General features: G+C 56.9%; 14 protein-coding genes. 6 read left to right on the top strand and 8 right to left on the bottom strand.

Features of this window, described 5'->3' with window-relative positions; all coding sequences use genetic code 11:
* Positions 1–27 precede the first annotated feature (27 nt).
* Together recA and recX are read left to right on the top strand one after the other, a co-directional pair.
* Positions 28–1134 carry a recombinase RecA gene (gene recA, locus ACZRMS_RS08815; protein WP_463995004.1) on the top strand — a complete coding sequence of 369 codons (1107 nt, stop codon included), beginning with the start codon at positions 28–30 and terminating at the stop codon, positions 1132–1134.
* An 8-nt stretch (positions 1135–1142) separates the two neighbouring features.
* Positions 1143–1610: a recombination regulator RecX gene (gene recX / locus ACZRMS_RS08810; protein WP_463995003.1), complete on the top strand. Its 468-nt coding sequence runs from the start codon at positions 1143–1145 to the stop codon at positions 1608–1610.
* Between the two features lie 169 nt (positions 1611–1779).
* Here the strand turns inward: recX and ACZRMS_RS08805 are convergent, their stop codons facing one another.
* Both ACZRMS_RS08805 and ACZRMS_RS08800 read right to left on the bottom strand, forming a co-directional pair.
* Entirely contained in the window at positions 1780–2895 is a 1116-nt protein-coding gene (locus tag ACZRMS_RS08805; RefSeq protein ID WP_463995002.1) for an LOG family protein, read from the bottom strand.
* 212 nt (positions 2896–3107) lie between these two features.
* The gene (locus ACZRMS_RS08800; protein ID WP_463995001.1) at positions 3108–3518 is read right to left on the bottom strand and encodes a PA3611 family quorum-sensing-regulated virulence factor; all 411 of its coding nucleotides are present in this window, start codon (positions 3516–3518) and stop codon (positions 3108–3110) included.
* 220 nt (positions 3519–3738) lie between these two features.
* Here ACZRMS_RS08800 and ACZRMS_RS08795 point away from each other — a divergent pair, with 220 nt between their 5' ends.
* From ACZRMS_RS08795 to ACZRMS_RS08785, 3 genes are all read left to right on the top strand, one after another.
* Positions 3739–4494, top strand: a complete 756-nt coding sequence (locus ACZRMS_RS08795) for a tRNA-uridine aminocarboxypropyltransferase (protein ID WP_463995000.1) — start codon at positions 3739–3741, stop codon at positions 4492–4494.
* 302 nt (positions 4495–4796) lie between these two features.
* Positions 4797–5447, top strand: coding sequence for a response regulator transcription factor ErdR (gene erdR, locus ACZRMS_RS08790; protein ID WP_048358957.1), 651 nt, complete (start codon positions 4797–4799; stop codon positions 5445–5447).
* Between the two features lie 75 nt (positions 5448–5522).
* Positions 5523–5885 (top strand): diacylglycerol kinase, encoded by a 363-nt coding sequence (locus ACZRMS_RS08785; RefSeq protein WP_048358956.1) that lies wholly within the window; start codon positions 5523–5525, stop codon positions 5883–5885.
* Here the strand turns inward: ACZRMS_RS08785 and ACZRMS_RS08780 are convergent.
* A complete protein-coding gene (locus ACZRMS_RS08780; protein WP_463944708.1) occupies positions 5882–6808 on the bottom strand; it encodes a LysR family transcriptional regulator in 927 nt (308 codons plus the stop codon). The genes ACZRMS_RS08785 and ACZRMS_RS08780 overlap by 4 nt on opposite strands.
* Positions 6809–6925: 117 nt before the next feature.
* Here ACZRMS_RS08780 and fpr point away from each other — a divergent pair, with 117 nt between their 5' ends.
* The gene (fpr, locus tag ACZRMS_RS08775; protein WP_019827846.1) at positions 6926–7705 is read left to right on the top strand and encodes a ferredoxin-NADP reductase; all 780 of its coding nucleotides are present in this window, start codon (positions 6926–6928) and stop codon (positions 7703–7705) included.
* A gap of 119 nt (positions 7706–7824) precedes the next feature.
* On the opposite strand, the gene tsaA is transcribed toward fpr, so the two are convergent.
* From tsaA to rimO, 5 genes are all read right to left on the bottom strand, one after another.
* Positions 7825–8520: a tRNA (N6-threonylcarbamoyladenosine(37)-N6)-methyltransferase TrmO gene (gene tsaA / locus ACZRMS_RS08770; RefSeq protein WP_463994999.1), complete on the bottom strand. Its 696-nt coding sequence runs from the start codon at positions 8518–8520 to the stop codon at positions 7825–7827.
* 131 nt (positions 8521–8651) lie between these two features.
* Positions 8652–9113, bottom strand: coding sequence for a YehS family protein (locus ACZRMS_RS08765; RefSeq protein ID WP_003443012.1), 462 nt, complete (start codon positions 9111–9113; stop codon positions 8652–8654).
* A gap of 76 nt (positions 9114–9189) precedes the next feature.
* Positions 9190–9900, bottom strand: a complete 711-nt coding sequence (locus ACZRMS_RS08760; RefSeq protein ID WP_463994998.1) for an rRNA pseudouridine synthase — start codon at positions 9898–9900, stop codon at positions 9190–9192.
* 71 nt (positions 9901–9971) lie between these two features.
* Positions 9972–10436: a GNAT family N-acetyltransferase gene (locus tag ACZRMS_RS08755; RefSeq protein ID WP_463994997.1), complete on the bottom strand. Its 465-nt coding sequence runs from the start codon at positions 10434–10436 to the stop codon at positions 9972–9974.
* A gap of 106 nt (positions 10437–10542) precedes the next feature.
* Positions 10543–11880 (bottom strand): 30S ribosomal protein S12 methylthiotransferase RimO, encoded by a 1338-nt coding sequence (gene rimO, locus ACZRMS_RS08750; RefSeq protein ID WP_463994996.1) that lies wholly within the window; start codon positions 11878–11880, stop codon positions 10543–10545.
* Positions 11881–12015 lie beyond the last annotated feature (135 nt).

The following is a 12015-nucleotide window of genomic DNA, read 5'->3' as shown; positions in this document are numbered from 1 at the left end:
GGCCTTATTGATTACGAGAGGACTTTAATGGACGACAACAAGAAGAAAGCCTTGGCTGCGGCCTTGGGTCAGATCGAACGTCAATTCGGCAAGGGTGCCGTGATGCTGATGGGCGACCAGGAGCGTCAGGCAGTGCCGGCGATTTCGACCGGTTCGCTGGGTCTGGACATCGCGCTGGGCATTGGCGGTCTGCCAAAAGGCCGTATTGTTGAAATCTACGGTCCAGAGTCTTCGGGTAAAACCACACTCACCCTGTCCGTGATTGCCCAGGCACAAAAAGTTGGTGCTACCTGTGCCTTCGTCGATGCCGAACACGCCCTTGACCCTGAATACGCGGCCAAGCTGGGTGTAAACGTAGATGACCTGCTGGTTTCCCAGCCTGACACCGGCGAGCAGGCACTGGAAATCACCGACATGCTGGTGCGTTCCAATGCAGTTGACGTGATCATCATCGACTCCGTGGCTGCACTTACGCCAAAAGCTGAAATCGAAGGCGACATGGGTGATACCCACGTTGGCCTGCAAGCCCGTCTGATGTCGCAAGCCCTGCGTAAAATCACCGGCAACATCAAAAATGCCAACTGCCTGGTTATCTTCATCAACCAGATCCGGATGAAAATCGGTGTGATGTTCGGCAGCCCGGAAACCACCACCGGTGGTAACGCGCTGAAGTTCTACGCTTCGGTGCGTCTGGATATCCGCCGCACCGGCGCCGTGAAAGAAGGCGATGTGGTGGTGGGCAGCGAAACCCGCGTCAAAGTGGTCAAGAACAAGGTGGCACCACCGTTCCGTCAGGCTGAATTCCAGATCCTGTACGGCAAGGGTATCTACCTGAATGGCGAGATGATCGATCTGGGCGTATTGCATGGCTTCGTTGAAAAAGCCGGTGCCTGGTACAGCTACAACGGTAGCAAGATCGGTCAGGGCAAGGCCAACTCCGCCAAGTTCCTGGACGACAACCCAGAGGTCAAGGACGCGCTAGAGAAGCAGCTGCGCGAGAAGCTGCTGGGGCCAAAGACTGACGCTGAACTGGCAGAAATCAAAGTCATGCCAAAACTGAGCAAGGCCGCGAAAGAAGCTGCTGCACTGGCTGAAGCCGAAGAAATGGAAAGCGCAACTGACGGCAATAACTGATAGCTACCATGATTGCCGTCCTGGATACCCCCGTCGCGGTGCGACGAACTGCAATGGACCTGCTCGCGCGACGTGAGCACGGTCGAGTCGAGCTGACGCGCAAGTTGCGTCAGCGCGGAGCTTGCCCTGACATGATCGACGCAGCCCTTGACCGTTTAACGGAAGAGGGATTGTTGTCGGAGTCGCGCTACCTCGAAAGCTTTATCAACTACCGTGCCCGTTCTGGTTATGGCCCTTTGCGTATTCGTGAAGAGCTTGGTCAGCGCGGCTTGGCGCGTGGGGATATTGAAGAGGCGTTGCGCGAGTGTGGCTTCAACTGGCAAGAGCAGTTGGCAGACACCTGGCGCCGCAAGTTTGCCGGTCAATTACCTGCAGATGCCAAGGAACGTGCTCGCCAAGGGCGCTTTCTGAGCTACCGGGGGTACCCGCTTGAAATGATCGGCCGCTTGCTGAGCGGCCGAGAGTTTGACGACTGAAAACCGAATCTGATTTTGTACTTGTAGCCGCTGTCGCAGAAACGAGGCTGCGTCCGTCGGCGAAGCCGTCGTAAAACCAGGCGCAACAAACCCAAAGCTCAGGATTTGCGGTCGCTGCGCAACCGATCGCAGTCTCGTTCTATTCGTCAGCGGTTACATTGCTGAGCCTTCAGTCTGCCACCGGTACACGCTTTGCTGGTGCCGCCACATTGTCGGCTGCTGCCCAGTTCTGTGGCTGGTTTATAAAGTCGACCAGTTCACGCAGCCGCCCTTGATTGCGACCGCTGAATGCAAAGCCCAGGCAGGTCAGATGGTTGAGTTTGGGGTCGTCATGCTCAAAGTGGCAGTACTCCTGTTGATGGAACCCGTCACTCAGGCAAATATCGGCAAATTTGTGCTGTATCTCCTTAAGCGCCTGCACGCTGACCGGCCGCTTCATGCGGATCACAAAGGTTTTATTCAGCCAGCGGCTTGAATGGAAGTTGCTATAGAACTGGTTGATTTCAGCAAGGGCTTCTTCGGCGCTATGAACCAGGCGCATCAACTTCAAATCGTTGGGCAGGATGTACTGGTTGGCTTCCAGTTGGTCGTGAATGAAATCCAGCGCGCCCTGCCAAAATTTCCCACCGGGTACATCTAGCAAAACCACAGGTACCAACGGGGTTTTGCCAGTCTGCATCAGCGTCAGCACCTCCAGCACTTCGTCCAGCGTGCCGAAGCCTCCCGGGCACATCACCAGAGCGTCCGCTTCCTTGGTGAAAAACAGTTTGCGCGTAAAGAAAAAGTGGAATGCCAGCACATTGGCGGTGCCGTTGATGGTGGGGTTGGCCCGTTGTTCAAACGGCAAGGTGATGTTGAACCCCAGGCTATGGGCCAGACCTGCACCCTCATGGGCTGCGGCCATGATGCCGGCGCCGCCGCCGGTGATGACCATCATGTCTGATTTGGCCAGCACGGCACCCATTTCTCGGGCCAGTGCATACAGGGGGTGTTCGATCGGCGTTCTTGCGGAGCCGAAGACCGTGACTTTGCGTCGACCCTTGAACTGCTCCAGGGTGCGAAAGGTTTTTTCGAGTTCGCGGATGGCTTGCAGGGTGATTTTGGTGTTCCAGCGATCGAAGTCGTCGTGGGCCATGCGCAACACGGTTAGTAACATCTCTCGGTAAAGCGCCCGGTTAGGGCTGTCGGGCGCAACGCGTTGCAGTTGTTCGTCGACTTCATGAGCAAGATCCAGTCCCTGTTCCTGGAAATGCAGCGTCAGGGTGTCATTGGATTGGTCTGGCATGTACTTCTCCTTCTGCACAACATCCTTGAAGGCGCCGTAGCGTGAGGCGGCGCAGAGACACAGAGTGTCACCATGATGCTTCGATGATGGTCCCGGGATGTCTTGGCTGGCAATAGCTAATTGCCTGAGATACATGAAGTTTGGCCAGAAGCCTGAACGAAGGGAAGCAGGGGAGGGGCGCACGCCGTACCGGGTACGGCGTGTCAGGGGGGTTACTTCTTGCGCTGGCAGTTTTCGGCGCGGAAATCCTGGGTCAGGAGCTGGCTGTTGGTCTTGTATTCCTTGAAGCTGTAGCGAAGCGTAGCGCCCTGAGCCATCAGGGTGCGGAAACCGGCGTTGCTGCACACACTGCGACCCAGTTGCGGGACAGTCTCTTCAGGGTTGGAGCGTATCTGGGCCGCCAAAGTCGGGCTGGCCTCCAGATTGTTGATCAGAACAGTGCCGTCGACAGTAAAGCCCTTGTCCAGCAGGTCGGCATTGATTGCTCGCGGTTTCCCCTCGTTGCTTTTCTCGGCAACCTTGAGCAGCGTTTTGTTCAGCTCGAAGTCTTTCAGAGAGGCGGCTTGTGCGCCCAAAGGTAGCGCGAGCATAAGTGCGACGGTGGGAATGATATGGCGCAGCATGAAACTCTCCTGATTTCAGTGACGCAGGCTTAGACCGGCCACATACCTGTGCGTTCAGTGGCGCGGGAGTATAGGTCAGCATGACCTGTCAGGAAATGCCAAAGGTCATGGATTCGCGCCCCGGTACTTAGCCTCTGTTAAACTTCACGCCTATCTTTTGTGAATCCGTTCTTGCGCCAACCCTGGCGAATGGACGCTCGGCGCCATTAAGTAAAAATCCATGACCCTGACGACCTTTTCCCCGAATGCTGTAGCCCGTTTACGAGACGAGCGTGAAGAGGAGAGCACCAAGCCCTACTTGGCGCGTGGCTCACGTGCTCCGCGTTGCCATACCTGTCGCGTGATCGAAAGCCACTGCCTGTGCAACTGGCGGCCTCAGGTCAGCGCGCGTTCGGGTGTGTGCCTGGTCATGACTAAAAAGGAAGTGTTCAAGCCCAGTAATACGGGGTGGCTGATCGCTGATGTGGTGAGCGACAACTTTGCCTTTATCTGGTCACGAACCGAAACCGATGATGGCTTGCTCGCCTTGCTGTCCGATCCGCAGTGGCAGCCGTATCTGGTCTTTCCCGGTGAGTACGTCGCCCCTGAACGGGTAACGCACACCGTGGACCTGGACAACAGCAAGCGGCCGCTCTTTATTCTGCTCGACGCAACCTGGACGGAAGCACGCAAGATTTTTCGCAAAAGCCCGTACTTCGATACCTTGCCGATTTTGAGCCTGCTGCCGGAGAGGCTCTCGCGTTACCGCTTGCGCCGCTCCACGCGCAGTGAACATTTGTGTACCGCCGAAGTGGCAAGCCTGTGCCTTGAGCTTGCGGGCGATACCCAGGCCTCAAGTGCGCTGGATGCGTATTTCGATGTGTTCAGCCAACATTACCTGGACGCCAAGAATCAATTGCCGATGAATGAACTCAGTGTGGCGCACCAGGAACTGGGCGTTTTTGTAAAAGACCTTCCCCGGAATCGGGCTCAATAGACTAAAGAAGTAGCGATACAATTTTCGAGCGGATGTAAGTGAGCGCCACTGTTAACTTTGGATGATGGCGCTGTGATAGCTTCTGGTTGGACCCGGGCGTCAGGTTTTCAACTTGACCACCCCTGTTTCGCTGGGCATGCTTGGCGCCGATTCGGCTGCAGCTGCTGCCAAAACGCTTATATTTGCCGACGTTTAGCGTAAATCGCGCCCTTTGACGCGCAGTCTTTGAACTGTTGCTCGAGTTGCCTTAGCGAGTGCTGGAATTGATCAGGGCTCGCCTGAAAAACAGGATCATTTAAAAAATGGCCACATACGAAATCCTGATTGCCGACGACCATCCGCTGTTTCGCAGTGCCCTGCACCAGGCTGTGAGCCTTGGGCTGGGTTCTGATGTTCGCTTGGTTGAGGTCGCCAGTATTGCCGAGCTTGAAACACAGCTGGCAATAAAGGCTGATTGGGATCTGGTACTGCTTGATTTGAACATGCCGGGTGCTTACGGCTTCTCCGGGCTGGTATTGCTGCGTGGTCAGTACCCGCAAATTCCGGTTGTCATGGTATCGGCCCAGGAAGAGGCCTCCATTATGGTGCGCTCGCGCGAGTTTGGCGCCAGCGGGTTCATTCCTAAATCCAGCTCACTGGAAGATATTCAAAAGGCCGTGCGTGCTGTGCTGGATGGTGATGTGTCGTGGCCGCCCCAGGCGTTTGAAGATGTTCAGGTGTCGGCCGAGGCCAAAGCGGCCAGTGAAGGCCTCGCCAGTCTCACACCCCAGCAGTTCCGGGTGTTGACCATGGTCTGCGAAGGCTTGCTGAACAAGCAGATCGCCTATGAATTGAGCGTTTCCGAAGCGACCATCAAGGCACACGTCACGGCAATTTTCCGCAAGCTGGGGGTTCGCACTCGCACCCAGGCCGCGCTACTCTTGCAGCAACTTGAATCAATTTCCAGCCATTAAATAGCCGCGCTTCACGCTTTTTTGACAAAGCGTGAATTAGCGTCCCTTTCTCATTTTTTGCGCAGTTGCCTACCTATGTCGCCTTTTAAAGGTAAAACCGGTTTTAAACGGATTTTGAATGCTGGCGGTTATTCGCTGGACGGTTTGCGCGCAGCCTTTACCGGCGAAGCGGCATTTCGGCAGTTGGTGCTGCTTAACGTGATTCTTATCCCGCTGAGCTTCTTTCTGAATGTCAGCCGGGTAGAGCGCGCGCTGCTGATCGCGGTATGCCTGTTGGCCCTGATTGTCGAGTTGCTGAACTCGGCAATCGAGGCGGTGGTTGATCGCATCTCCCTGGACCTGCACCCGCTGTCCAAAAACGCCAAGGACATGGGGAGCGCCGCCCAGTTTGTAGTGCTGACCATGATCGCCGTGGTGTGGGCATTGATTCTGCTTTAAGCGATTGTCGGCAGTACGATCTCGTCGCTGCGCTGAACCCCGGCGGTGAAAGCGCGGCACAGTTCCAGAAACTCGCGCATGGCGGAGGTCTGGTACTTCTTTTTGTGCCAGATAAAGAAAAACTGCCGGGCCAGATCCAGATCGGGTGTTTCCACAGCCACCAGGCTGCCGCGTCGAAAGGCGTCGCGCAACGCCAGGCGTGAGATGCAGCCAATGCCCAGGCCTGACTCCACGGCGCGCTTGATCGCCTCGGTGTGTTCCAGCTCCAGCCGGATATTGAGCGCTGTTTGGTGATGGCGCATGGCCTGATCAAACGTCAGGCGGGTGCCCGAGCCTTGTTCGCGCAGGATCCACGCCTCACGGGTCAGCTCTTCCAGCGTCGCGTGGCCACGAGCGGCCAGCGGGTGCTGCGGGGCGCAGAACACTACCAGTTCATCCTCGACCCAGCTCTGCACCTCGATATCCGGGTGCGCACAATCGCCTTCGATCAGACCCAGGTCAATTTCGTAGTGGGCAACTTGTTGCACGATATGGGCTGTGTTTTGAACCACCAGCTTGACCTGACTTTCAGGGTGCGCCTGCATAAAGCTGCCGATCAGCAGGGTTGCCAGGTAGTTGCCGATGGTCAGTGTTGCGCCCACGGTCAATGAGCCAAAGCCTGACTTGCCGTTAAGCAGGTCTTCGATTTCCTTGGCCTGATCCAGCAAGGCAACAGCCTGGGGCAAGAGTTGGCGGCCCAGGGCGTTCAGGCTTAAACGCTTGCCTGCACGGTCGAACAGCTGGCAGCTGGTTTGGCGTTCCAGCTCGGTGATCGAGGTACTGGCAGCTGATTGTGAAAGGGCCAACAAACCGGCAGCGCGAGACACGCTCTCTTGTTGGGCGACGGTAACGAACACCTGAAGTTGTCTGAGTGTAAATCGCATATCGATATAACCGATAACCCTTATCTTAATAATTCAGTTAACAGATATTGTCGTCGCCATTAGAATGCTATGCAATCGCGCCCATAGTCAGCGCAGGCGAATTTAGGAGCCCCGTACATGAGCAACATGAACCACGAACGTGTCCTCAGTGTTCATCACTGGAATGACACCCTGTTCAGCTTCAAGTGCACCCGCGACCCGGGCCTGCGCTTTGAGAACGGTCAGTTCGTGATGATCGGCCTGCAGCAGCCAAACGGCCGTCCGCTTATGCGCGCCTATTCAATTGCCAGCCCTAACTGGGAAGAGCATCTGGAATTCTTCAGCATCAAGGTGCCAGATGGCCCGCTGACTTCCCAGTTGCAGCATTTGAAGGAAGGCGACGAGATCATCATCAGCAAAAAACCGACAGGCACCCTGGTGCTTGACGATTTGAAGCCGGGCAAGCATCTGTACCTGCTGAGCACTGGCACTGGCCTGGCGCCGTTCATGAGCGTCATCCAGGACCCGGAAACCTACGAGCGTTTCGAAAAAGTGATCCTGTGCCACGGCGTGCGTTACGTCAATGAAGTCGCCTACCGCGAGTTCATCACCGAGCACTTGCCACAGAACGAGTTCTTTGGCGAAGCACTGCGTGAAAAACTGATCTACTACCCGACCGTGACCCGTGAGCCTTTCGAGAACGAAGGCCGCCTGACCGACCTGATGCGTAGCGGCAAGCTGTTCAGCGACATCGGTCTGCCACCGATCAACCCGCAGGACGACCGCGCCATGTTGTGCGGCAGCCCGAGCATGCTTGATGAAACCAGCGAAGTGCTCAACAGCTTCGGCCTGAAAGTTTCGCCGCGTATGCGCGAGCCGGGTGACTACCTGATCGAGCGCGCCTTCGTAGAGAAGTAACAAACGCAGATCAAAAAATGTGGGAGCGAGCCTGCTCGCGATTACGACCTGTCAGTCACCCATTCGGTGACTGGCACTTCACAATCGCGAGCAGGCTCGCTCCCACATTGCGTTTCAGGTCACTGCTTGGTAATGACTTCAAGCACACGGATCAAGCCGGGCTCAGGGTAGTGCCAGCGTACGTCCAGATCCCAAAACTGCGCGCCGTACTCGCGTTCTGCTGTAGGCGTTTGGTAGGCCGGGCGTGGGTCTTGAGCCAGACATTGCTCAATCAGCGCCACCAGCGGCTCCTGAAGGCGCAAGGCGTGTGTGTGAGCCTGTTGCAGGGCCGTATCAGCCCAGTGCACGGGAATCAACACTGGCGCAGCGCTGGCCATGTTGTTGCTGGCGCTGCTGATGATGTCGGCGTAAGGCACATAGGGTTTGATATCGAGAATCGGCGTGCCATCGAGCAGGTCGATTCCTGAGATAAACAGGCGATTGGCCTCGACCTTGTCCAGCTTGACCACCGATTGACCAATGCCATTGGGGCGATGGGTGGCCCGGGTGGCAAACACGCCCATGGACTTGTTGCCGCCCAAGCGTGGCGGGCGCACCTTGAGGCGCGGTTTGTCTTCCAGTGCCTGATGGAAAACAAACAGCAACCAGACATGGCTGACCTGCTCCAGCCCTTGCACCGCATCCCCCTGATCGAACGGCGCGACCAGTTCCAGCACGCCACGGGCGGCCGGGGCCAACTGCGGTTGACGCGGAATGGCGAACTTCTCCTTGAAACAGGAGCGCACAAAGCCGATGGGGGAGACGGTATAGGTCATTGGAGTGTCGTATGGTGGGGGCGATCAGGTTCTTGTGGGGGCGGGCTTGCTCGCGGTTCAGACGACTCGGTCAATCTGAATAACCGCGGCGCTTGTATCGCGAGCAAGCCCGCTCCCACAGAAGGTTTTTCTCAGCCGCGAATACGCAGGGTCAGGCCTTTGAGGAAGTTGCGTAGCAACTGGTCGCCACAGGTGCGGTAGTTGGTGTGGCCGAACTTGCGGAACAGGGCGCTCAGTTCAGGCTTGGAAACCGGGAATTCGGATGCCTTGAGAATGGCGTGCATGTCGTCTTCTTTAAGCTCGAATGCCACGCGCAGTTTTTTCAGGATGACGTTGTTGGTCACCGGCACTTCAATTTTGACGGCTGGACGGCTGTCATCCTTTCCGCGCTTGAAAATCACCAGGCCATCCAGGAAGTGAGCCATCACTTCGTCAGGGCAACGGACAAAACCTTCTTCTTCGTCTTTTTTCAGGTAGGTCAAAACGTCTTCTTTGGTGACGTCCAGGCCACCCAGCTTGATGATTTCAACAACCTTGTTGTCGCTGATGTCGAGCATGTAGCGCACGCTACGCAGTACGTCGTTATGAATCATGTGGGCAATCCTGATATTCAGCAGTGAGCACCGCAGGCATTGCTGCGGTGTCGAAATGTTCGGGGTAGGGCCGTGCTTAGAACTTTTCTTTGGTCGTCATGTAGCGCCATTGGCCGACAGGCAGCTTGCCCATCGACACGCCGCCAATACGAATCCGGCGAATGGAAATGACGGTCAGGCCGACGGCCTGGCAGAACAGAGCTATAACGCCCGGCTGTGGATTTTTCATCGCAAAGCGTAGGCGGTTTTCACTCTGCCAGCTGGCTTTAACAGCCGGGAGTTCGCGACCCTTGTAGGTCATGCCGTGATTGAGCCGGTTCAAACCGTGGGGTGCCATCTCGCCAGAGACTTCAACCACGTACTCCTGCTCGATTTTGGTGGCGTCGGCGGTCAGCTTGCGCACGATTTTCCAGTCCTGGGTAAACACCAGAAGACCGCTGGCGTTTGCCTGCAGCTCGTTACCAACGCTCAGGCGCAGGAAGTGGCCCTTGAGAGGGCGCTTGCCGTAGCGATGCTCCTCGCTCAGGGTCTGCGGGCCGATCAATGCCAGGGCGCTGTCGGTATCAATGCCGGCAGGGGCGTTGAGCAAAATGGTCACAGGCTCGGGCGCAGTGGCCTTGGCCTCCGGGTCCAGTTCGACTTTTTGGTTGTCGATCTTGAATTGCGGCTCGTCGATGACTTCGCCATCTACCGTGACCCAGCCACCTTCAATGAACAGTTCGGCCTCACGGCGGGAGCAGCCGACGAGTTCGATGAGGCGTTTGGAGAGACGTATCGGTTCAGACATGACAGGGGCCGTAATGGAATTGGGCGGCTATTGTACCCGCCTGGCGCCGGTTAAGCCCGGCAACATTTGCCTTATGCGCGTGCAGGGCGTTTATACCGCAGGTGCAGCAGCGGATAAGGCTGCCCCATGCCGTCTTTTTCACAGCGCCCGACCACTTCAAAGCCTTGTTTGAAATAAAAGCCAATGGCCTGCGGGTTTTGTTCATTGACGTCGAGTTGCTGCGCATTTAGTTCATGGATGGCGAAGTTGAGCAGTACCTTGCCAACGCCCCGGCCCCGGTAGTCAGGGTGGATAAAGAGCATTTCGACCTTGCCCGCCGCCACTCCGGCAAAGCCTGTAATGCGTTTGGAGGCCGGGTCCTTGCAGCAGATCAGCATCACGGCATCCAGATAACGGTCTCTGACCAGGTCGCGTAATTGACGGATATAGCTGTCAGGTAAAAAGTCATGGGTAGCGCGCACTGAGGCTTCCCATACGTCGGTTAATTCTTCGAAGTCCGTAAGGCGTGGCGTATGGACGACCCATTTTTGTTGCATCGTGCGTGTCTCCTGACACTGATGATGAAATCGATGGATTAACAATAGCTGCAAAAAAAAGCCCTGACGCGTAGGCGGCAGGGCTTTTTTGAGAGGCAGTCGCTTTTTAGATGACTTCAGCCCACAAGTCATACTCGTCGGCGTCGGTCACGCGGCACATGATCTTGTCGCCCGGCTTGATGTCTTTCTCGGTGGCGATAAATACGTTGCCGTCGATTTCCGGAGCGTCGAAGAAGCAGCGGCCAACAGCGCCTTGCTCGTCAACTTCGTCGATCAGGACTTCGATTTCCTTGCCGATTCGCATCTGCAGGCGTGCAGCGCTGATGGCCTGTTGATGGGCCATGAAGCGGTCCCAGCGATCCTGCTTGACGTCGTCCGGCACGATGGCCGCGTCCAGCAGGTTGGCAGGTGCGCCTTCTACCGGCGAGTACTGGAAACAGCCCACGCGATCGAGCTGGGCTTCGGTCAGCCAGTCGAGCAGGTACTGGAAGTCTTCTTCGGTTTCGCCCGGGAAGCCGACGATAAAGGTCGAACGGATGATCAGGTCCGGGCAGATGACGCGCCAGTTCTTGATGCGGGCCAGGGTTTTGTCTTCAAAGGCCGGGCGCTTCATGGCCTTGAGCACTTTAGGGCTGGCGTGCTGGAACGGGATGTCCAGGTACGGCAGGATCTTGCCGGCCGCCATCAACGGGATCAGCTCGTCAACGTGCGGGTACGGGTAGACGTAGTGCAGGCGCACCCAGACGCCCAGCGAGCTCAAGGCTTCGCACAGCTCGGTCATGCGGGTCTTGACCGGCGCGCCGTTCCAGAAGCCGGTGCGGTATTTCACGTCAACGCCGTAGGCGCTGGTGTCCTGGGAAATTACCAGCAGCTCTTTAACGCCGGCTTTGACCAGGCGCTGGGCTTCGTCGAGGACGTCGCCGACCGGACGGCTGACCAGCTTGCCGCGCATCGAAGGGATGATGCAGAAGCTGCAGCTGTGGTTACAGCCTTCGGAGATCTTCAGGTACGCGTAGTGGCGTGGAGTCAGCTTGACGCCTTGAGGTGGTACCAGGTCGATCAGCGGGTTGTGGTTCAGGTTGGGCGGCACGGCGTCGTGAACGGCGTTGACCACTTGCTCGTACTGCTGCGGGCCGGTGACGGCAAGCACGCTTGGGTGCACCTTGCGGATGGCGCTTTCTTCCACGCCCATGCAGCCGGTCACGATGACCTTGCCGTTTTCCTTGATGGCTTCACCAATCACTTCCAGCGATTCGGCCTTGGCGCTGTCGATAAAGCCGCAGGTGTTGACCACCACGACGTCAGCGTCCTGGTAAGTGGAGACGACGTCGTAGCCTTCCATACGCAACTGCGTAAGGATGCGCTCGGAGTCGACCAGAGCTTTTGGGCAACCCAGGGAAACGAAGCCGACCTTTGGGGCAGCTGGCGTGGTAACGGTGGACATGGCGAACCTCGGTATGTAGTGACGTTACATGCCCGTAAAGGCTGCACGACGAACGGGCGCTTTGGGTCTGTTGGCGCTTTGTTGAGATTCTCAATAAAGCGGTAACGGACTCTTGTGCGCCTCTGATCAAAAAAA

This window comes from Pseudomonas sp. B424 (assembly GCF_055408345.1).
This window is presented reverse-complemented; position numbering and strand designations above follow the sequence as displayed.